The following is a 20,599-nucleotide window of genomic DNA, read 5'->3' on the forward strand; positions in this document are numbered from 1 at the left end:
GAGGGGGAGATGGCCGGCAGGCCAGAGGGGGTCGCCGCGCGCGACGCGCTGACCCCTTTTCCAGCGCGAGACGACGTTCGCGCTTCACGCCCAACGACCCCCTCTGTCGCCTTCGGCGACATCTCCCCCTCGAGGGGGGAGATTGGCGCCTAATCACGCCTTGCGCTTCTCCACCTCCGCCTTCCTCAGCAGGAAGCGCTGGATCTTGCCGCTTGGGGTCTTCGGCAGTTCCGTGATGAACTCGACCTCGCGCGGGTAGGCGTGCGCCGAGAGCCGTTTCTTGACGTGCTGGGCCAGCTCTTCGGCGAGCTCCGAATTGCCCTTGTAAGCCGGCGCCAGAACGACGAAGGCCTTGACGATCTCGGTGCGCTGCGGATCGGGCACGCCGACGACAGCCGCCTCGTTGACCGCCGGATGCTCGATCAGCGCGCTTTCGACGTCGAACGGACCGATGCGATAGCCGGCCGAAGTGATGACATCGTCGGCGCGGCCGATGAAGGAAACCGAACCGTCCGGCTCGTACTCCACCGTGTCGCCCGTGCGGTAGTAGCCGCCCGTGATCGCCGGCGTCTCGGCTTGGTGATAGCCGTCGAACCAGCGCAGCGGCGACTTCGCGATGTCGACGGCGAGGATGCCGGGCTGGTTGGGGCCGAGCTCGTTGCCGGCCTCGTCCAATACCACCATGCGATATCCGGGCATTGCGAAGCCGGCCGAGCCCGCGCGCACGACATGCGAGAGCCCATGATGGTTGTTGACCATCATGCCGTTCTCGGTCTGGCCGTAATGGTCGTGAATGGGCGCGGCGAGATTTGCGTCGAACCAGCGGATGACTTCCGGGTTGAGCGGCTCGCCGGCGCTGCTCACCACGCGCAGTCTGCCTTTGACACGGGCCGCAGCTTCCGCGCCTTCCGCCATCAGCAGGCGATAGGCGGTCGGCGAGCCGGCAAGGCTGGTGACGCCGAGCCGCTCGATGATGTCGTAAGTGCTCTTGGCGTTGAAGGCGCCTTCATGGAAGGTCGTGGCGATGCCGAGCTGCAACGGGCCGGTGATGGCGTAATAGAGGCCGTAGGCCCAGCCGGGGTCGGCGATGTTCCAGAAGATGTCGTCGGGCAGCAAGCCGATGGCGTCACGCATATAGGCGCCGAAGGCGAGCAGGGCGCGGAGCGGCACCGGCACGCCCTTGGGCAGGCCGGTCGTTCCCGACGTCGACATCATCATGAACAAGTCGTCGCCCTTGCGCATCACCGGCTGGCAGTCGGGCGAGGCGGCGGCAAGCGCGGCGCGGAAATCGATGTCGCCTGCAGGCAGCACATCGCCATTGCCAAGAATGGTGGCGATTTGCGCTGATGTCTCGACCTCGTCGAGCTTACCGCGATCGGCCGGGTTGGTCACCACGATCCTGGCGCCGCTATAGCCGAGGCGGTGCTCGATGGCTTTCGGACCGAAGGCGGTGAACAGCGGCTGGTAGACCGCGCCGATGCGCCACGTCCCGAGGATCAGCGCCACCAGTTCGGGGACGCGCGGCAGCATGCCGGCGACGACATCGCCGGCACGGACGCCGGCGGCCTTGAGCACATTGGCGGCGCGCCCCGACATGTCGGCGAGATCGTCGAAGCTGAATTCGCGAAGCTCACCGCCGGCCGAGATCGCGCGCAGCGCCAGCCGGTTTTGTCCGGTGTAGCGGCCGCAGCATTCGACATAGGCATTGATGCCGGTTCCAGGGTTGCCATACAACCACGCGATCTCATCTTCGATGCGAAAGCGCTGAACGGCATCCTCATAGCGCGGCATTTTGCTCATTGCGGTCCTCCCTAAGCGGCGCCCATCTCCCCTTGGAGCGCCTTATCGGTCAGATTGCCTGAAATTGCTGCGCTGGTCGATTACGGCGATAGTCGGGGGATGCGAAGGATCGCAGCGCAGCGACAATCCGCGCCGAGCCACTGCTGTTGACCGAACCGTCCATCCGGCCGATAGCACCGCCAGAATTGCCCCGAGGCCCCAATGATCCCAAACTCAACTTTCGATGACGCGGCCACAGCCGACGAAGGACGCGACGCCGACACCGCGTGGCAGGACGACATCCGCGCCGGTGTGCGCCACGTCCGCGATCTCGCCTCGCTGCCGCTGTCACCCGCCGAGCACGCGGCGGCGCAGGAGGCGGCTACGCGCCACAAGGTGCGTGCCCCCAAAACCTATCTCGACCTGATCGACTGGAACGATCCCGCCGATCCGATCCGCGCCCAGGTCATTGCATCGCCGGATGAGCTGACGGAAACGGAAGGCGAGCTCGACGATCCGATCGCCGACCATGCCTTCAGTCCGGTGCCGCGACTGACGCACCGCCACGCCGACCGCGTGCTGTTGTTTGCGACCTACCAATGCGCGGTCTATTGCCGCTTCTGCTTCCGCAAGGAATCCCTGACCTCGATCGGCCGCGGCTATACGCGAGAAGCGCTCGAAGAGGCTTTTGCCTATATCGAAGGCCATCCCGAAATCCGCGAAGTGATCCTGACCGGCGGCGATCCGCTGTCGCTGCCGGACAAGGCGCTGGCCGAAATCCGCGCCCGCATCGAGGCGATCGCGCATGTCAGGCTGCTGCGAATCCACACGCGCGTGCCTGTCGTACTGCCCGCGCGCATCACGCCGGGGCTGGTTGGCGCGTTGCAGGGCCGGCTGATGGTCACAATCGTCACCCATTTCAACCATGCGCGGGAGATCACGCCGGCCACCGAATTGGCCTGCCGCGTCATGCGCCAGGCAGGCTTCGTGCTGCTCAACCAGAGTGTCCTGCTCAAGGGCGTCAACGACACGGTCGAGGTGCTGGAGGAACTCTGCCGCGAACTGATGTACCGGCTCGGCGTCAAACCCTATTACCTGCACCATGGCGACCTCGCGCGCGGCATGGCGCACAGGCGCACCACGATTGCGCAGGGACAGGCGCTGGCCGGCGCGCTGCGCGCCCGCCTGTCGGGCATCTGCAATCCGGTCTATGTGCTGGACCTGCCGGATGGCGGCGGCAAGGTGCCGCTCGGGCCATGCCATGTCGAGGGACGGGACGGGCAGGATTGGCGCATCCGCGGCCAGGATGGCGAGGTGAGGGTATATCGGGACGTGGTGGTGTAGGCACGGCGCAGCGGCGACGATGACCGCCGCCGTCACATTGTCGATCGGGATGACCGATCGCACCAAACTCTCGCCACGACGCGTTCGCCTGCATTCCATATGTTGACATAAAGATATCCTTATGTGATGGTTGTCGCCTCAAGGATAAAAAATGTCGCAGAATTCTGCATCGCTGGACGTTTTGTTCGGCCCCGTCGCGGCCAAGCCCGACGGTTCGGAAGTGCTTGCGGCGCTCACCGCGGCGGCACGCGAGCGCATCCTCATCCTCGACGGCGCCATGGGCACGCAGATCCAGGGTCTCGGTTTCGACGAGGAGCATTTTCGCGGCGAGGCATTCGCCGGCTGCGCCTGCCACCAGCAAGGCAACAACGACCTCTTGATCCTGACGCAGCCGAAGGCGATCGAGGAGATCCATTATCAATACGCCATCGCTGGCGCCGATATCCTCGAGACCAACACCTTCTCCTCGACCTCGATCGCCCAGGCGGATTACGGCATGGAGGATGCCGTCTACGCGCTGAACCGCGACGGCGCGCGACTGGTGCGTCGGGCAGCGGCGAGGGCACAGCAGGAAGATGGCAAGCGCCGTTTCGTCGCCGGCGCGCTCGGGCCGACCAACCGCACCGCCTCAATGTCGCCCGACGTCAACAATCCCGGCTACCGTGCGGTGACTTTCGACGAATTGCGCCTGGCCTATGGCGAGCAGCTGCGCGGCCTGGTCGACGGTGGCGCCGACATCATTCTCATCGAAACCATCTTCGACACGCTGAACGCCAAGGCGGCGATCTTTGCCTGCAACGAGATTTTCCTCGAAAAGGGCGTGCGCCTGCCGGTGATGATTTCGGGCACCATCACCGATCTCTCCGGCCGCACGCTGTCGGGCCAGACGCCGACCGCCTTCTGGCATTCGGTGCGCCATGCCAACCCCTTCACCATCGGCCTCAACTGCGCGCTCGGCGCCAATGCGATGCGCGCGCATCTGGCCGAAATTTCAGGCGCCGCCGACACCTTCGTCTGCGCCTATCCGAATGCCGGCCTGCCCAATGAATTCGGCCGCTATGACGAGAGCCCGGACTTCATGGCCGCACAGATCGAGGATTTCGCGCGCGAAGGGCTGGTCAATGTCGTCGGCGGCTGCTGCGGCTCGACGCCGGACCACATCCGCGCCATCGCCGGCGCCGTGAAAAAGTATCCGCCGCGCGCCATCCCCGAGATCGAGCGCAAGATGCGCCTGTGCGGGCTGGAGCCGTTCACGCTGACCGACGAGATTCCCTTCGTCAATGTCGGCGAGCGCACCAACGTCACCGGCTCGGCCAAGTTCCGAAAACTGATCACGGCGGGCGACTATGTCCCCGCGCTCGATGTGGCGCGCGACCAGGTCGCCAATGGCGCCCAGATCATCGACATCAACATGGACGAAGGCCTGATCGATTCGAAAAAGGCGATGGTCGAGTATCTCAACCTGATCGCCGCCGAACCGGACATCGCCCGTGTTCCGGTGATGGTCGACTCCTCGAAATGGGAGATCATCGAGGCCGGGCTGAAATGTGTGCAGGGCAAGCCGCTGGTCAACTCCATCTCGATGAAGGAAGGCGAGGAAGCCTTCCTTCATCACGCGAAACTGGTGCGCGCCTATGGCGCCGCGGTGGTCGTCATGGCCTTCGACGAGGCCGGCCAGGCCGACACCAGGGCGCGCAAGGTCGAGATCTGCACCCGCGCCTACAAGCTGCTCACCGAACAGGCCGGCTTCCCGCCCGAAGACATCGTCTTCGACCCCAATGTCTTCGCGGTCGCCACCGGCATAGAGGAGCACGACAATTACGGCGTCGACTTCATCGAGGCCACCGGCGAGATCACCGCCACGCTGCCGCATGTGCATATCTCGGGCGGCGTCTCGAACCTGTCCTTCTCCTTCCGCGGCAACGAGCCGGTGCGCGAGGCGATGCACGCGGTGTTCCTCTACCATGCCATCCAGCGCGGCATGGATATGGGCATCGTCAATGCTGGCCAGCTGGCCGTCTACGACACGATCGAGCCGGAGCTGCGCGAAGCCTGCGAGGACGTCGTGCTCAACCGCGCGCCCAGGGCCGGCGGCACCGCCACCGAACGCATGCTGGAGATCGCCGAGCGTTTCAAGGGCACGGCCGGCAAGGAAGCCAGGGAGCGCGATCTCGCCTGGCGCGACTGGACGGTCGAGCAGCGGATTTCGCATGCGCTGGTCAACGGCATCACCGAATTCATCGACGCCGACACCGAAGAGGCGCGGCTTGCGGCCGAGCGGCCTCTGCATGTCATCGAAGGCCCGCTGATGGCCGGCATGAATGTCGTCGGCGATCTGTTCGGCGCTGGAAAGATGTTTCTGCCGCAAGTGGTGAAGTCGGCGCGCGTGATGAAGCAGGCGGTGGCCGGATTGCTGCCGCACATGGAGGCGGAAAAACTGGCGAATGCCGCCAATGGGATCGACAATGGCGAGCGCCAGACAGCCGGCAAAATCCTGATGGCGACTGTAAAGGGCGATGTCCACGACATCGGCAAGAACATCGTCGGCGTCGTTCTGGCCTGCAACAATTACGAGATCATCGATCTCGGCGTCATGGTGCCGGCGGCGAAGATCCTGCAGACGGCTCGCGAGCAAAATGTCGACATCATCGGCCTATCCGGCCTGATCACCCCGTCGCTGGACGAGATGGTGCACATGGCCGCCGAGATGGAACGCGAAGGGTTCGACATTCCGCTGCTGATCGGCGGCGCGACTACCAGCCGCGTGCACACGGCGGTGAAGATCCACCCGCGCTATTCCAAGGGACAGACGGTCTATGTCAATGACGCCAGCCGGGCGGTCGGCGTCGTGTCATCCTTGCTGTCGAACGAGACCAAGGGCGGCTACGTCGACACCGTGCGGGCCGAGTACAAAAAGGTCGCCGACGCGCATGCCCGCTCCGAGGCCGACAAGCAGCGGCTTCCGCTGGCCAAGGCCAGGGACAATGCGCACAAGGTCGACTGGTCGACCTATGAGCCGCCGAAGCCGTCCTTCACCGGCGTCAAGGTTTTCGGCAACTGGGACCTGACGGAGCTCGCGCGCTACATCGACTGGACGCCGTTCTTCCAGACCTGGGAGCTGAAAGGGCGTTACCCCAAGATCCTCGACGACGAGAAGCAGGGACCGGCGGCACGCCAGCTTTTCGAGGATGCGCAGGCGATGCTGAAAAAGATCATCGCGGAAAAATGGTTCGCGCCGCGCGGCGTCATCGGCTTCTGGCCGGCGAACACCGTCGGCGACGACATCAGGCTGTTCACGGATGAGGCGCGTTGGCGGGAGCTTGCCACTTTCTTCACGCTGCGCCAGCAGCTGACCAGGCGCGACGGCAAGGCCAATGTCGCGCTGTCGGATTTCGTCGCGCCGGCCGACAGCGGCAAGCCGGACTATATCGGCGGCTTCATCGTCACCGCGGGGATCGAGGAGGTGGCGATCGCCGAGCGCTTCGAGCGCGCCAATGACGATTATTCCTCGATCATGGTCAAGGCGCTGGCCGATCGTTTCGCCGAAGCTTTTGCCGAGCGCATGCACGAGAAGGTGCGCAAGGAATTCTGGGGCTATGCATCAGACGAGAAGCTGGCGCCCGACGAACTGATCGGCGAGCCTTATCGCGGCATCCGCCCGGCGCCCGGCTACCCCGCGCAGCCCGATCATACCGAGAAGGCGACCTTGTTCCGGCTGCTCGACGGCGAGCGCAATGCCGGCGTCGGCCTGACCGAGAGCTATGCGATGTGGCCGGGCTCGTCTGTGTCCGGCATCTATCTCGCCCATCCCGAAAGCTATTATTTCGGCGTCGCCAAAGTCGAGCGCGACCAGGTCGAGGACTATGCCCGCCGCAAAGCCATGCCGCTGGCCGATGCCGAGCGCTGGCTTGGGCCGATCCTCAACTATGTGCCCGTGGATTATGCCGAGGCGGCGGAATAGCCGGGACGTGATCTGGCCCAATGGCTCGACCGCTCCCTTGATTTTCACCGTCGAAAAAAATCGCGCCGCACCCGGTTCTCGGCGAGCTGCCGGTTGTGGGTCGGTCAGACTTAGGTCCCTCGCGCCTGCTTTTCTGGAACAAGCCGTGATGTCCCGCATTTTATTGGCAGGGACACAAGGAGTGTCGAGTGAAAGCGATTTTGGGACTGGTCGGCGGCTTCGTGCTGACCCTTGCGGTGTTCGGCAGCGGGCTGGTTTTCGCAGCCTGGCTGCTTGCCGCCAAGCCTGTGCGGGAGGCAAGGCCCACCGTCAGCGTGGCGGAACTGTGGACCCGGAAAGCGCGGCCCGTGGACAAGACGGCGCAGGACTTCGAACGTGTGCCCGAGCAGTCCGCGCCTGCCGACATCGCCGCCAAGGAGCCAGCCCAGGACCCGGCCAGGCAGCAGCCCGATCCCACAGTCACCGGCGCCATCGCGCGGACCGAACTGCCGCCGCCGCATCTCGCCTGGTGCGCCAGCCGCTACCGCTCCTACGATCCCTACGACAACAGCTACATGTCCTATAGCGGACAGCAGCGCACCTGCGTCTCGCCCTATCTCGCCGCCGACCGCGCCGCGCCGCGAGAGGCAAGCTATGTCGAGGGCGCGGGCGCCTACGCGGCCGCCGGCGGCGAACCGGACCATGTCGCCTCCTGCTTCAGCCGCTATCGCTCCTACCGTCCGGAAGACAACAGCTACCAGCCATATTCCGGCGGGCCGAGACGGCAATGCGAATAGCCAGCGCGAAGGGCGCCGCGAACGATTGCGACCGCGCGATTTCTGGGATCGTTCGGATCGTCCTCAAAGCCCAGGGGAGGAACCACTATGAACGACGACAGGCATCATAAGATACAGCAGCGCGCCTACCAGATCTGGGAGCGCGAAGGCACTGGCGACCCCGAGCACCACTGGCACCGGGCCGAGGCCGAAATCGACCGCGAAGCAGCCCTGCCGCTGACGGCCGACGACGCCCTGCCGCGCGAGATCGCCAGCACCGACGTCCTGACCGTCGAGGAACTCGCCGTGCGCACCGGCATATCGGGCGACGAGGCGCAGGAGCTGATCGACAGGCTGGGCACGGACCGGGCGGTGGTTGAGCAGGCTGCGCGGGGGATTGAGGGGAAGAGGCGGGCGACGTCCTGATCAGAGGCCCAGGACGATCTTTCAGAGTGGTCTTGTTGACACTTATCATTTTGGCAGTCGCGACAGAGGCCGTCATTCTCTGACAGCTTTGCGCCTAAATTGATCCGTGCTGGCCATAGCAACATCCGTAAGCGGACGGTGCCGATGCCGGCGAAGCAGCCCAGATGCTGCGATACGAAGTGCCAACCACTTCGCGGCACCAGCGTGCCTGTAGACACTCTCGCCACTTTCTCTATACGACGTCGAGACGGGGTGGCGAGCAACGATGATCACAGTGTTGGTGCACGAGTTGAATCAGACGCCGATGCGGCGGCTGATTTCGTCGGCAGGGCACTTGTTGCCGCTTTTGCGCATGGAAACCTATCAGTCAGTCTTCCGCCGACTGAACTTTCCCGCGGGTACCTTGGTTTTTACTGATTTTGAGTATCTGAATGGCATGGAAATGATGGCGGCGGCGGATATTGCCGAAGCCGCAAAGCGCGCCGACCCTGATGCTCGAATTCTAAACCATCCCGCGACTGTCCTGGAGCGGTTCGCCCTGCTCCGCCGGCTTCGTATTAGAGGAATCAACCCGGTCGAAGTATCGCGTCTGGAGCAGGATGAGCGACCAACCCGTTACCCTGTTTTTATCCGGATGGAAGATGGCTTCTGGGGGCCGGAAACCAAGCTTCTGGAAAACCCACGCCAACTTGAAGAGGCGATCGCCGTTCTCCAGGGCAACGCCAAGCCGATGAAGCGGCGCATCGCCGTCTCCTTTGAAGCCGATCGCGATTCGAACGGCTACTATCGAAAGTATGGCGCATTCCGCATTGGGGACGCGATTGTGTCCCAGCACATACTTAGGTCCGTCGACTGGAACGTTAAGTCATCGGCAAGCAGCACCGACCCGGATTTCGTGCGCGAGGAACTCGCCTTCGTAAAGGACAATCCGCACGCTGAGGACCTGCTTCGCGCCTGCAATACGGGCCATATCCAGTTCGGCCGCGTGGACTACACGTTGCGAGACGGCGCATTGGTGATATTCGAGGTCAACCCCAATCCGACTTTTCCGAAGTTCAAAGGTGGCGCAGCCGCCCGTGAGGAACGACGTGGCCACATTATCGCGGCGTTGAAAGTTGCATTCGAGGCAATCGACAGTTCCGGCACCGGGAGAATCGACTTCCTGCCTTCAGCCGGATCTTACCAATTCATTCAGTCGGGCCGCTGGATATGGCCGGTGAGATGGCTTTGGAGAACAAGAATGGCCCGGCGAAGGAAGATGCAATCGCAATGAACGGCCCGCGAGAAAGCCCACCGGCAGGACAACGGCTCTCGATTTACACCGACGAACCACTCACGCAACTTGCCCGTTTTTCGTTTGATTGGGCTGAGGTGCTGTGTGACCCGAGCCATGGGTGTATGCCCTACCATCGCACGTGGAGCATGATCCGCCTGCTGGAATCGAAAGGTGCCAAGCCGGCCGGCGGGGGGTTCTTTGGACGTGAATTGGCTGCCGTGGCCCAGGAGGGCCGCTGTCGCATTCTCCTGTCGGGCGCGGCCGACACCGGCCTGGCGGCAATGGTTCTGGGCCAAACGAGGCCGGTCGGCATCGAGCCCGAATTTGTGCTGATCGATCGCTGTGAAACGACGGTCGAACAGAACAGGCTGTTTGCCCGCTCCGCCGGTTTTGCGCTCGAGACCCACCGCGCCGACATTCGCGGTTGCGACTGTGCGCCGGTGCAGGCAGTTGTCGCGCATAGCGTTCTTAATTTCTTCGACCGCAGCGCACGCCAGCAGGTGGTCGACAGTTGGGCGCGTAGTCTCAAGCCTGGCGGACGCCTGCTTCTCTCCCAGAGGTTGCTATCGGAAAAAGACCAGCCGAGGGGGCCTCGCGGCATCGCTGAAATCGGCCGAAGGCTTTCGACCATCGAGAAGGCCGCCGTCGCGGCGCATTTTCCTGCCGCTGCCGTGGCGGAGCTGAAGACGGCCGTCGAAGCGCTCTGGGGTGAACCGCTGCATGAAGATCGCACTACATATTCAGACCTTGCGGATATGCTGAAGCAATCCAACCTGACGATTGTCGGCTCGGAGCAGCATCATACCGGGAAAAGCGTTTCCCCGCTTGCCGCTGCCGACAGCGTCCAGACAATTCCAAGATACGAAATCGTCGCCGTCAGGATGTAGCCCGACCACTAGAACAAGTGCGACATCGCAGAAGCGGGAAGGTCGATAGCCGCTATCCGATCTAGATAAAACCAGGTCGCCACTGCGACCGCAACCGAGGTGCAAGATGCCAGTGCCGCCGACTTCAAGGTCAGCTTCTGACCGGCTGCAATCCATATCAGGGTAAACAGGGATAGCGCCGCCGGGAGGCCCGCCAGCCAGACAGCGGCCGGCAACAGGAGCATCATCATCAACGGCACACGATGGCTTTCCGGGATCGTATGGGTCCGTCCGCCTCCCTGTTTCTCGTGGCCAACAAGCGAGATCGTTTGCACAAGGGCGACCGCGAGCATCGCAAACAGACAACACCAGGCCACGGCCTGCGCGAAGATCGAATAGCCTGGCTGCCCTTGGAGCGATATCGCTGCCATCACAGCGCATCCACCGGTCAACAGCCATGCGACTGCGGCATCGGCACGCTTTGGCTTGACACGTCGCGGCGGCAAAACACCACCGCGCACGATCCATGCGAGGGAAAGCGCGATTATGACCATGATCGTCAACGACGCCGGCCGTTGTAGAGGGTTCAGCCTGCCGACACGGGCCAACTCCACACTGAGCGCCAGGTTTCGCTCGATGAAGCCGCCCAGGACGAATGATATGACAAAAGGAATTTGCGGCCAGGCGAGGCGCTTCAGCATGTAGCCGGCCAGCCCGAAAGCGACGGCTACGTACAGATCGATCAGCAGCCCGTTTAGCTGCACGATCGTCACGAAGCTGACGACAATGATCGGGAGCGCGATGCGGTCGATCCTGAGAGCAGTCAGGCGCGCAAAATATGGTGTCAACGCCAATCCCACTGCGGACGTCAGCAGGTTCGACAGCAGCAGCGCGGTAATCAACGTGAACGTCAGGGGCAAGCCGGTCGTCAGCATCGGTATGCCCGGAACGATGCCGTGTACCGTCAGGACTGTCAGCAGGATCAAGCCGCCCTCGCTGCCGGGAAGGCCGAAGGCAACGGTCGGCAGAAGCGAGCCTCCGTCCTTCGAATCGACGGCCGCTTCCGGCGCAATGATGCCCCTGATGTCACCAGATCCGAACCTTGAGCGCTGGTCCCTGGGGGTTGTCTGGATCGCCTGCCCGTAGGCAACGAAGCTGGCGACCGTTCCTCCAACACCTGGAATGATGCCCGACCAACACGCCGATGGCCGACGATCGCATTGTTAGTCCCCAATGACGAAAGACAGCAAGCATACCGGTCCAGATCGAGTCGTTCGGGTTTTCCAGGCCAGCCGCTTTTTCAAGCTGCAATCTTTTTCGCCACGAGATGATTTCAGAAACGGTGAAAAAGCCAAGCAGCAGCGCGACCATGTCGACGCCGTCGAAGAGAGCGATGCTCCCAAACGTCCAGCGTGGTTGGCCATAGGTCGGATCAGTTCCGACAAGACCGACCAAAAGCCCCAGCAGCGCCATCGCCAGCGCTTTCAGACGGGACGCGCTTGGAACCGCAATGATCGTCGACAGGCCCCACACGCCGAGCAGCACGTATTCAAACGGTCCGAATTGCAGGATGAACGGCCGAATGATCGGCATGAGCGCTATGAGGACGAGGACGCCAAAAACCGATCCGACGGCCGAGGCCGTTGCCGCGGCGGCTATCGCGGTGCGAGGCAGGCCGGCCCTGGACATCGGATGGCCGTCGAGCAGGGTTGCCGCGCTTGGCGCGTTGCCCGGTATGTTGAAGAGGATAGCCGTTATAGATCCCATGAAGGTCGCGCCGCCGGTCAGGGCGCCAAACAGCAACAACACCGATACCGGATCCCAATGCACGGTTGCGACCAGCAGAAGGGTTGCAAGGCTGGCGCCGCCAATCCCTGGAAGAAAGGACGTAGCCATGGCAACCAAGGTGCCAAGCACCGGGATCAGTATGTTCGGCCAGGAGAATACATTGCCCAGTCCAGTGCCGAGGGCAGCCCAATATCCGGTCATCAGCGCGTTGCTCGCGCATCCCGCTCGAGTTCCGGGTGTTTTTTCAGATACGCTTCCGCCTCATGGAAGGCACTGAGCATATCGTTGATCACGATGACGGTCTGGTCAGCGTCGCGCGGCTCGATTGGACGTTTCTGAGCTTCAAGCGCCACCTTGAACCCATCGCTCTTGACCGCGGCGGAGACGGCGTCACGAAGACAACCTAGCGATTTCTGCTCCATGTCGGCAGGGGCAAAAAATCCCCGCGCTGTCGCCGAAGCTTTCGCGACGGCGATGGCCAACCGCAATCGTTCTTCCTGCTTCTCCTTGGAAAGGCCTTGGCTGCGCTGCCACACCAACCCTCCTTCACCCGCCAGGAAAGCCACGCCTGGCGCGTTCGGGTCAGGTCCCTCCGTGAGAACCAGACCGACTTTGGCTTCGCCTGCGGCGGTCGAGCGCAAGCCTGTCGTCAATGAATTGGATGTCATATCGCCTTCGCCACGCAGGAGCGCGGACATGAGTGCGCCGCTGCCTTCATAGCCCGAGACCACGTCGACCTTGATATCGAGGAGGTGCGCGGTGAGCACTATCGGCAGGATGCCGGCTTCAAGCGATGAAACCGACGCGACCAGATGTTTGGCGCTTTGCAAATCGACATCGTTCCGAACAATCCACGCTTCGGGATCGATGTGAATCAGTCCTATCGGATTTAGCCGATTCATCCAGTTGTCGACGCCAGCCGGAATGTCACCTTGCGAAATTATGTCTGAGACGCTTTCAATCATAAGGACCAGTTCGTCGGACGGGGCATTGGTTACACGCTTTAGCGCCGCAAATCCGCCTGCCGCAGGCATATTGACGACCCTGACATTGAGCTCGGTCGTGCTGGCAAGGGCCGGCGCAAATGCACGGGCATAGGTATCATAGCCGCCGCCGGCAGCGTTGGGGACAACGAGGGTGATTCGCCGGCCGGCGTAGGTGGTTGCGCAAGCGATCTCGCCGCCGCTTGCCGCGGACGGCAGGTAGATTGCCGCGGCGGTGATTGCCGCCAACGCCACACGAAAGAACTTCATCTCGCCAAGCCCCAGATTTCACCCAGTGGTGATACTTTAGAAAGCCCTTGCAACGCCAGCGTTGTTCCTTAGCAATCGCGCTTAGGTTCGTGAATGTCGCGGTCTGTGTGGCCAATTGGCGTCCGCAACCGGCGTCTACCCCGATCTTCAAATTTCTTGCGATCTGCCATGCGGTTATTCAGTCCATTAACCTTTCATTAACCATACCACCGCTAGCGTTTACCTCTCAGTAAGGAATCGCCCGCCGTGACCTTTGCCGCTCCCCTCGAGGCCAAATCCATTCGCTTTCGCGCCCGCTCCTTCGTGGCTTTCACGCTGACGCCCGAGGCGCCTTTGGACGTTTGGCTGGAGAGCCTCGATCGCTGGGTCGGCAATTCGCCGGGATATTTTGCGGGGCGCCCGGTGGTGCTCGACCTGAACGTGCTCAAGCCCGATGTCGTGGCCATCGAAGCGCTGGTCGATCTGCTCGGCCAGCGCGGAATCCGCATCTATGCCATGGAACTCGATGGTGGCGCCGAGCTTGGCACGCATCTGCCGCCGGTGCTGGTCGGCGCCAAGGAGGCGACCACCGACGGGCTGCTGCAGCCGAGCCGCAAGGCGGGCAGGGCGGAGGAGGACACTGCGGTAAGCGACATGAAGGCGGCCGGTGACATCAAGGCAGAGGCCGGCGATTTGAAGGCGGGCGATTTGAAACCGGCGAGCGATGCCAAGGCACAGCCGAAAGACGCCAAAATTGCCGCACCCGACGCTGGCACGCTGATGATCCGCTCGCCGATCCGTTCAGGGCAGCTGATCTTCCATCCGCATGGCGATGTCATCGTGCTGGGCTCCGTCGCGTCCGGCTCCGAGATCGTCGCCACTGGTTCCATCCACGTCTATGGCACGCTGCGCGGCCGCGCTTCGGCAGGCGCTCAAGGGAACACGGCGGCGCGTGTCTTCTGCCGCAGGAACGAAGCCGAACTTCTCTCGGTCGATGGCTGGTATTGCACGGCCGAGGAGATGGACCCGTCAGTCCGGGGCAAGCCTGTGCAGGCATTTCTCGAAAACGGCATGCTGCGCATCGCCCCTTTCAGCTAATGCGTCTCGCCCGACAACGACATAACGAACAACAACGGAGGCTTTATTGATGGGCAAGGTAGTGGTGGTCACCTCGGGCAAGGGGGGCGTCGGCAAGACGACCTCTACCGCGGCTCTGGGGGCGGCGGTCGCCAAGACCGGCAAGAAGGTGGCGCTGGTGGATTTCGATGTCGGCCTGCGCAACCTCGATTTGATCATGGGCGCCGAACGCCGCGTGGTGTTCGACCTCGTCAACGTCATCCAGGGCTCGGCAAAGCTGTCGCAGGCGCTGATCCGCGACAAGCGGGTCGAGACGCTGTTCCTGCTGCCGGCCTCGCAGACGCGCGACAAGGATGCGCTGACCGAGGAGGGCGTCGCCGAGGTCATCGGCAAGCTGCGCTCGGTGTTCGACTACGTCTTCTGCGACAGCCCGGCCGGCATCGAGCGCGGCGCGCAGCTCGCCATGCGCTTTGCCGACGAGGCGGTCATCGTCACCAATCCGGAAGTGTCGTCGGTGCGCGATTCCGACCGCATCATCGGCCTGCTCGATTCCCGCACCTTGCGGGCCGAGGAGGGCGAGCAGATCGCCAAGCATGTGCTGGTCACGCGCTATGATGCGGGACGCGCCGCGCGGGGCGAAATGCTGTCGATCGACGATGTGCTGGAGATCCTGTCGGTGCCGCTGCTCGGCATTATCCCCGAGAGCCAGGATGTGCTGCGCGCCTCCAACCTCGGTTCGCCGGTGACGCTGTCGGAGCCGCTGAACGCCGCTGCCAAGGCTTACATCGACGCGGCCAAGCGCCTCGAGGGCGAACAGCTGCCGGTCATCGTGCCCTTCGAACGCAAGGGCTTCCTCGATCGTCTTTTGGGAAGGAGGGCGGCATGAACCTGCTCGACATCTTCAAGCGGCGCACCAGCGCGCCGGTGGCGCGCGAACGGCTGCAAGTGCTTCTCGCCTATGAGCGCCGCAACCGCAGCCAGCCCGATCTCGTCTCCATCCTGCGCGAGGAGATCATGGCGGTGATCGCCAAGCATGTGCAGATCGACCAGGATTATCTGCAAGTTTCGATGGACCGCGGCGAGACCATGTCGACGCTGGAGATCGACATCCAGATCCCCAACAAGAGCGCGGTGCCGCTGGCGATGGCGGGGTGAGATTGAAGCTGCTGATCTCCCCCCTTGTGGGGGAGATGGCCGGCAGGCCAGAGGGGGGCGCTGTCCCGCCGGCCTGTCGATTACATGTAGCAACGGCTTTGCCGAAGATCTGGATTCGCTGAGATGTAGCGATCCTTCGCGCCCCCCTCTGTCCTGCCGGACATCTCCCCCACGAGGGGGGAGATTGCGCTCCTCGCGCTCGCCTGCGCCAACCACCCCCACCCGGACCTGCGGTCCGACCTCCCCACAAGGGGGAGGTAGGGCGTTTGCGCTAATCCCCAAAAAACATTCAACCAACTAGTTGACTATCTAAAATCTCGCCTCTATATTCAACTACATGGTTGAATTAGAGGCGCCCCAGATGGACCAGGTTTTTCACGCCCTCGGCGACGCCACGCGCCGGAACATGCTTAACCACCTCGCCGGCGGCGAGCGTACGGTGAGCGAGTTGGCTCAACCCTTTGCCATGTCGCTGGCCGCCGCCTCCAAGCACATCAAGGCGCTGGAGCATGCCGGGCTGATCCGGCGCGAAGTGCGCGGGCGCACCCATGTCTGCCGCCTCGAGGCCCGCCCGCTGGCCACCGCCTATCAGTGGCTCGGCCAATACGCGCGTTTCTGGAACAGCCGCCTCGATGTCCTCGAACAGCTTTTGCGCGAGGAGGCGGGGCGCAAAACGTCGACAACGCCGTCAACGCCGGCACCGGCAAATCCAGAACCATCGAAGCCGGAATCACCCAGGCCAACACCTTCCAAGGGAGACGACCGATGAACCAGATGAACAGCTTCGACGGCTACGCCCAGCTGATCCAGCCGGCCACGTTGAGGGTCGAACGGCTTTTGCCCGGAACCAGGGAGCGCGTCTGGGAATATCTGACGCAGAGCGATCTGCGCCGCAAATGGCTGGCGGCCGGCGACATGGAGATGGAGGAAGGCTCTTCCTTCGAGCTGGTCTGGCGCAATGACGAACTGACCGACCCGCCCGGCGACAGGCCGGCCAGCTTCAGTGGCGGCGAGCAGCGGATGCACAACCAGATCGTCGAGTGCGATCCGCCGCGCAAGCTCACCATCACCTGGAACGGCAGCGGCAATGTCACCTTCGAATTGGCGCAGCGCGGCGACGACGTCCTGCTCACCCTGGTCCACCGCCGCCTGCCGGACCGCTCGAGCCTGATGATGCATGCCGCCGGCTGGCACGTGCATCTCGACCTCCTGGTTGCCCGCGTGGCGGCCGAGAAGCCCGAACCGTTCTGGGACAGCTTTAGCCGTATCGTGGCGGAATACGACCGGCGCCTGCCGGCCTGACCTGACCTAACGCATCGCCCGGTCCAACCGGGCACCATCGATCCCTTGCGCCGGATGCCGGCGCAAGGGCCGGCGAAACACGCGCCTTCGCCAGACACCGCGGCGCGTCATCGGAAGTGAAACCAGGCAACGTGCTTGCATCCCGCAAGCCCGAAGGAGGAAGTCATGCGTAAATTGATCACCGGAATGAAGATCTCCATCGACGGCAAGATGGAAGGCCCCGAAGGCTTCGCCGACTGGGTCGACAACTGGTCGGAGGAATACGGCCTGATGCCCGGGATCGACGCCTGCCTGCTCGGCGGCGTCATGTATGCCGGCTATGAGCGCTACTGGAGCGCGATCCAACAGAACGAGCCGGACCAGCCATTGCCAATGACCGGCAGGCTGGTCGACCCGGCCGAACTCGAATGGGCGCGCTTTGCCGCCAAGACACCGCACTATGTGCTGTCGAACACCATGACTTCGGCCGCCTGGGCATCGACGCGCTTCCTGCGCAGCCTCGACGACATCGCCGCGCTGAAGCGCGAGCCCGGCAAGAACATCTACCTCATGGGCGGCGCGAGCATCACCGCCAGCCTGATCGGGGCGGGGCTAGTGGATGAAATGCGGCTCATCGTCTACCCGCTGCTCGCCGGCGACGGCAAGGCGCTGTTCGGCACGGTGCACGCCCGGCACGGACTGGAGCTGCGCAAGGCCGAGGCGCTGTCGGATGGACGTGTGAGCCTGGTGTATGGGCTGGCGAGCTAGCTTCTTTTCCTCTCCCCCGAGGAAGGGCGCAAGCTTATGCGAGCTGGCATTTTCCTCTCCCTCCGGAGGGGGGAGGGGTGGCGCCGCGAAGCCGCGACGGAGTGGGGGAAGGCGCTCATGAAACCCACGGTCGCCGCAAGACAGGAGCGACGGAAGCGAGGCGAAACGCCTGCAGGCAGGCAATCAGGCGGATGAACGGTCGACCCCCACTTCGTCGAGCTTCGCTCGACACCTCTCCCCCGATCGACGGGGGAGAGGAAGGGCGCGAGCTTATGCGAGCTGGCATTTTCCTCTCCCTCCGGAGGGGGGAGAGGTGGCGCCGCGAAGCGGCGACGGAGTGGGGGAAGGCGCTCATGAAACCCACGGTCGCCGCCTCCGGCAAGCAGGCAATCGGGCGGATGTGATGGACGGTCGACCCCACTCCGTCGAGCTTTGCTCGACACCTCTCCCCCGATCGACGGGGGAGAGGAAGGGCGTCGGCGTTCGCCTCCCACCCTTGCCCTATCAACAGCCCGCTCGTGCCACACGACAGCCAGGCCCTTTATCCCTATCTCCGGCCTGCGCTACGGCCTGCTGGTCGCGCGGGGAGGGACTGGAATTGACGTCGACGCCGATTGCCTCAGCTGAAGCGAAGGCCTTGCCGATCGGCGCGTTGCTTGGCGCCATGGTGTCGATCCAGATCGGTGCCACCTTCGCCAAGGGCCTGTTTCCGCTGATCGGCGCCAATGGCACCACGGCGCTGCGGCTGGTCGTGGGCGCGCTGATGCTGGCGGCGGTGCTGAGGCCGTGGCGGGTGCGGCCGTCGCGCGCCGTGCTGCCCTGGCTCATCGCCTACGGCGTCAACCTCGCGGCGCTGAACCTTTTGTTTTACGCAGCGCTCGCCAGAATCCCGCTCGGCGTCGCGGTGGCGCTCGAATTCTCCGGCCCGCTGCTTGTGGCGACGCTGTCGTCGCGGCGCGCCACCGACTTCGTCTGGGTGGTCCTGGCCGTTTCCGGCATATTGCTGTTGTCGCCCTTCATCCACTCCGGCAGTGCACTCGACCCGCTCGGCGTGATGCTGGCGCTGGCAGCCGGCTGCTGCTGGGCGCTCTACATCGTCTTTGCGCAAAAGGCGGGCGCCGAGCTCGGCAGCCAGACCACGGCTTACGGGCTGGTCATAGCCGCTGCCGTCGCCCTGCCGTTCGGCCTCGCCGAGGCGGGTACCGGCCTGATCGCACCCGCGATCCTGGTCAGCGCGCTGCTGGTCGGGCTGTTCTCCAGCGCCTTGCCGTTCTGGCTGGAGATGGTGGCGCTGACCCGGATGCCGGCCAGGCTCTACGGCACGCTGACTTGTCTGGAGCCGGCGCTGGGCGCGCTGGCCGGCTTCCTGTTCCTGCACGAGATCCTGAGCCCGTTGCAATGCGCGGGCATCGCCGCCGTGGTCGTCGCCGCCTTCGGAGCCGCGCTGACCACCAGGCCGCCGGTGCCGTCGCCGGAATAGGTGCCTGAAATGGGTATGTGACGCCGATGCCGTGGTCCGCCGGTCCCGTGTCCGGTTGCTCAAGCGCCTGCAGCATCGATATATGATCGATGCATGCGCAGGAGATCCAGATGCCGACAGCATTGCTTGAGCCGTCCGTGATCAAGGCAATACTCCTTGTCGGGCTCGCCGCTGTCGTTGCGGCTTTGGCCTGGCGGCTGGCGCGGTCTCGTCGCAGAGCCCGGCTTCGTGAAGATCCGGCCAACGACTACGCCGTGCGCCGCGACTGGTCGGGCAACCACGGCAAGCTCAATCATTCGTCCTTTGTCTATTTCGATGCCGATCGCGACGGCCGCTACGGGCTCGGCGACCGCCCGATGGCCGGCATCATGGTCAGACTGCATGATGGCCACGGCCGCTTCGTCGCCGCGGCGCGGAGCAATCGCGGCGGCTTTGCCAATTTCCTGGCGTCGACGAAACGTCGCGCCGCGCCCATCCATGTGCCGGGCAGCTACCGCTTCAGCGTGTCTGTGCCGCCCGGCTGGCGCTCGAGCAGCGCCAACGAGGTCCAGTCGCAGCACCTCCGGCCGCTGCCGGGCTCGCCCACCGGGCTGGTCTCGGAAGCAATGCTGCAGCCGGTCGGCCTGTTTGCGATACGCCGGCTCAGCGGCCGCGTAGCGGACGGTGCTTCGGCGAGCATCTCGGTGATGGCGAAAGGGCAAGAGGTGGCGGTGCATCCGCTAAGTGCTGGGGCTGGCTTCCGTCTCGATCTGCCCGATGACGCCGACGCGATCGAAGTCACCGGCGATGGCATGGAACGACGACTGGCCTTGTCGGCCTACCCGACCGAGCTCGGCCTGCTGTCGCCCGAGAATGCGGCAGTCGACAGCGCCGCGTCCTTGCAGGCCATCGGTTTCGACGATGTCACGACGCGCGGCCTGCGCAAGGTGCCGTCCGGTTATGCCGGGTTGACTTGGTTCAACCTGAACGCACTGGCGTGCGATCATACTGAAGGCAGCGAAGGCTACGTCAACGGCAATATCTCGGGAGACCATGTCTGCTATACGAGCAGCGGACACCCGGCCGAATTCTCGAGCGACAAACCGTTCGGGTTCCATTCCGTGATGCTGACAGCGGCATGGTTGAAGTCCGAAGGCGAAACCGCACTGGTCGAGAGCTGGCTTGGCGACCGGCTGATCGCCAGCGACACGATCGTCCTGTCGGCACTGGCGCCCGTCCACTATGCGCCGATGCTGGCGGCGGTGACGCGCGTGCGTTTTTCAACGAGCCACTATTGGCAGCTCGTGCTCGACGATCTGGTGGTTGTGCGCTGAAGCGTGTCGCGATCAATCGGGGTGAAAGGGTTTATCGCGGATTGGAAGCACCGTTCGCGGTGACCTGCGAGAGCTTGCCTTTTTTGACCAGCACCGGT

Annotated in this window: 18 protein-coding genes; 14 read left to right on the forward strand and 4 right to left on the reverse strand. The window is 63.7% G+C overall.

Annotated elements, in window-relative coordinates:
- Positions 1–153 precede the first annotated feature (153 nt).
- Positions 154–1,800, reverse strand: a complete 1,647-nt coding sequence (locus tag NKI37_RS25865; RefSeq protein ID WP_352788731.1) for an acyl-CoA synthetase — start codon at positions 1,798–1,800, stop codon at positions 154–156.
- Positions 1,801–2,001: 201 nt separating this feature from the next.
- Here NKI37_RS25865 and NKI37_RS25870 point away from each other — a divergent pair, with 201 nt between their 5' ends.
- The 6 genes from NKI37_RS25870 to NKI37_RS25895 all read left to right on the forward strand — a co-directional run bounded on the left by NKI37_RS25870 (position 2,002) and on the right by NKI37_RS25895 (position 10,428).
- On the forward strand, positions 2,002–3,123 hold the full coding sequence (locus tag NKI37_RS25870; RefSeq protein WP_352788728.1) for a KamA family radical SAM protein: 1,122 nt from the start codon (positions 2,002–2,004) through the stop codon (positions 3,121–3,123).
- A gap of 151 nt (positions 3,124–3,274) precedes the next feature.
- The gene (gene metH, locus NKI37_RS25875) at positions 3,275–7,084 is read left to right on the forward strand and encodes a methionine synthase (RefSeq protein ID WP_352788725.1); all 3,810 of its coding nucleotides are present in this window, start codon (positions 3,275–3,277) and stop codon (positions 7,082–7,084) included.
- Between the two features lie 188 nt (positions 7,085–7,272).
- Positions 7,273–7,860, forward strand: a complete 588-nt coding sequence (locus NKI37_RS25880) for a BA14K family protein (RefSeq protein ID WP_023743854.1) — start codon at positions 7,273–7,275, stop codon at positions 7,858–7,860.
- Between the two features lie 87 nt (positions 7,861–7,947).
- Positions 7,948–8,265 (forward strand): DUF2934 domain-containing protein, encoded by a 318-nt coding sequence (locus NKI37_RS25885; RefSeq protein WP_023695522.1) that lies wholly within the window; start codon positions 7,948–7,950, stop codon positions 8,263–8,265.
- Between the two features lie 265 nt (positions 8,266–8,530).
- Complete coding sequence (locus NKI37_RS25890; protein ID WP_023695521.1) at positions 8,531–9,538, forward strand: hypothetical protein; 1,008 nt, start codon at positions 8,531–8,533, stop codon at positions 9,536–9,538.
- The gene (locus NKI37_RS25895; RefSeq protein WP_196814857.1) at positions 9,487–10,428 is read left to right on the forward strand and encodes a class I SAM-dependent methyltransferase; all 942 of its coding nucleotides are present in this window, start codon (positions 9,487–9,489) and stop codon (positions 10,426–10,428) included. The genes NKI37_RS25890 and NKI37_RS25895 overlap by 52 nt, the downstream gene beginning before the upstream one ends.
- An 8-nt stretch (positions 10,429–10,436) precedes the next feature.
- Here NKI37_RS25895 and NKI37_RS25900 read toward each other — a convergent pair whose 3' ends face one another.
- From NKI37_RS25900 to NKI37_RS25910, 3 genes are read right to left on the reverse strand one after another with little or no spacing between them, the layout of a single operon-like run.
- The gene (locus NKI37_RS25900) at positions 10,437–11,594 is read right to left on the reverse strand and encodes a tripartite tricarboxylate transporter permease (RefSeq protein WP_352794601.1); all 1,158 of its coding nucleotides are present in this window, start codon (positions 11,592–11,594) and stop codon (positions 10,437–10,439) included.
- Positions 11,494–12,396, reverse strand: coding sequence for a tripartite tricarboxylate transporter permease (locus tag NKI37_RS25905; RefSeq protein ID WP_352788722.1), 903 nt, complete (start codon positions 12,394–12,396; stop codon positions 11,494–11,496). Before NKI37_RS25905 ends, NKI37_RS25900 begins: the two co-directional genes overlap by 101 nt.
- Positions 12,396–13,448: a Bug family tripartite tricarboxylate transporter substrate binding protein gene (locus NKI37_RS25910; protein ID WP_023695518.1), complete on the reverse strand. Its 1,053-nt coding sequence runs from the start codon at positions 13,446–13,448 to the stop codon at positions 12,396–12,398. The genes NKI37_RS25905 and NKI37_RS25910 overlap by 1 nt, the downstream gene beginning before the upstream one ends.
- Positions 13,449–13,694: 246 nt before the next feature.
- On the opposite strand from NKI37_RS25910, the gene minC reads away from it, so the two are divergent.
- From minC to NKI37_RS25950, 8 genes are all read left to right on the forward strand, one after another.
- A complete protein-coding gene (gene minC, locus NKI37_RS25915; protein ID WP_023695517.1) occupies positions 13,695–14,525 on the forward strand; it encodes a septum site-determining protein MinC in 831 nt (276 codons plus the stop codon).
- 49 nt (positions 14,526–14,574) lie between these two features.
- Positions 14,575–15,390: a septum site-determining protein MinD gene (gene minD / locus NKI37_RS25920; protein WP_023670342.1), complete on the forward strand. Its 816-nt coding sequence runs from the start codon at positions 14,575–14,577 to the stop codon at positions 15,388–15,390.
- Positions 15,387–15,659: a cell division topological specificity factor MinE gene (gene minE / locus NKI37_RS25925; protein ID WP_023684809.1), complete on the forward strand. Its 273-nt coding sequence runs from the start codon at positions 15,387–15,389 to the stop codon at positions 15,657–15,659. Before minD ends, minE begins: the two co-directional genes overlap by 4 nt.
- Positions 15,660–15,996: 337 nt before the next feature.
- Entirely contained in the window at positions 15,997–16,428 is a 432-nt protein-coding gene (locus tag NKI37_RS25930) for an ArsR/SmtB family transcription factor (RefSeq protein WP_023693878.1), read from the forward strand.
- Positions 16,425–16,961: an SRPBCC family protein gene (locus NKI37_RS25935; protein ID WP_023695516.1), complete on the forward strand. Its 537-nt coding sequence runs from the start codon at positions 16,425–16,427 to the stop codon at positions 16,959–16,961. Before NKI37_RS25930 ends, NKI37_RS25935 begins: the two co-directional genes overlap by 4 nt.
- 165 nt (positions 16,962–17,126) lie before the next feature.
- Entirely contained in the window at positions 17,127–17,708 is a 582-nt protein-coding gene (locus NKI37_RS25940) for a dihydrofolate reductase family protein (RefSeq protein ID WP_023735469.1), read from the forward strand.
- 598 nt (positions 17,709–18,306) lie between these two features.
- Positions 18,307–19,188 (forward strand): EamA family transporter, encoded by an 882-nt coding sequence (locus NKI37_RS25945; protein ID WP_023735468.1) that lies wholly within the window; start codon positions 18,307–18,309, stop codon positions 19,186–19,188.
- A 110-nt stretch (positions 19,189–19,298) separates the two neighbouring features.
- Positions 19,299–20,501 (forward strand): hypothetical protein, encoded by a 1,203-nt coding sequence (locus tag NKI37_RS25950; RefSeq protein WP_352788719.1) that lies wholly within the window; start codon positions 19,299–19,301, stop codon positions 20,499–20,501.
- Positions 20,502–20,599: the final 98 nt, after the last annotated feature.

Origin of the sequence: Mesorhizobium sp. M0626, from assembly GCF_040320665.1 — a bacterium.
In the GTDB taxonomy this organism is placed as follows: Bacteria; Pseudomonadota; Alphaproteobacteria; order Rhizobiales; family Rhizobiaceae; genus Mesorhizobium.

Excerpts from the sequence above, each read along its gene's own strand:
- NKI37_RS25950 (WP_352788719.1), top strand. The coding sequence starts at position 19,299 with ATGCCGACAGCATTGCTTGAGCCGTCCGTGATCAAGGCAATACTCCTT.
- NKI37_RS25865 (WP_352788731.1), bottom strand. The coding sequence starts at position 1,800 with ATGAGCAAAATGCCGCGCTATGAGGATGCCGTTCAGCGCTTTCGCATC.
- NKI37_RS25885 (WP_023695522.1), top strand. The coding sequence starts at position 7,948 with ATGAACGACGACAGGCATCATAAGATACAGCAGCGCGCCTACCAGATC.
- metH (WP_352788725.1), top strand. The coding sequence starts at position 3,275 with ATGTCGCAGAATTCTGCATCGCTGGACGTTTTGTTCGGCCCCGTCGCG.
- NKI37_RS25930 (WP_023693878.1), top strand. The coding sequence starts at position 15,997 with ATGGTTGAATTAGAGGCGCCCCAGATGGACCAGGTTTTTCACGCCCTC.
- minD (WP_023670342.1), top strand. The coding sequence starts at position 14,575 with ATGGGCAAGGTAGTGGTGGTCACCTCGGGCAAGGGGGGCGTCGGCAAG.
- NKI37_RS25935 (WP_023695516.1), top strand. The coding sequence starts at position 16,425 with ATGAACCAGATGAACAGCTTCGACGGCTACGCCCAGCTGATCCAGCCG.
- NKI37_RS25940 (WP_023735469.1), top strand. The coding sequence starts at position 17,127 with ATGCGTAAATTGATCACCGGAATGAAGATCTCCATCGACGGCAAGATG.
- NKI37_RS25895 (WP_196814857.1), top strand. The coding sequence starts at position 9,487 with ATGGCTTTGGAGAACAAGAATGGCCCGGCGAAGGAAGATGCAATCGCA.
- minE (WP_023684809.1), top strand. The coding sequence starts at position 15,387 with ATGAACCTGCTCGACATCTTCAAGCGGCGCACCAGCGCGCCGGTGGCG.
- NKI37_RS25905 (WP_352788722.1), bottom strand. The coding sequence starts at position 12,396 with ATGACCGGATATTGGGCTGCCCTCGGCACTGGACTGGGCAATGTATTC.
- NKI37_RS25890 (WP_023695521.1), top strand. The coding sequence starts at position 8,531 with ATGATCACAGTGTTGGTGCACGAGTTGAATCAGACGCCGATGCGGCGG.
- NKI37_RS25910 (WP_023695518.1), bottom strand. The coding sequence starts at position 13,448 with ATGAAGTTCTTTCGTGTGGCGTTGGCGGCAATCACCGCCGCGGCAATC.
- NKI37_RS25870 (WP_352788728.1), top strand. The coding sequence starts at position 2,002 with ATGATCCCAAACTCAACTTTCGATGACGCGGCCACAGCCGACGAAGGA.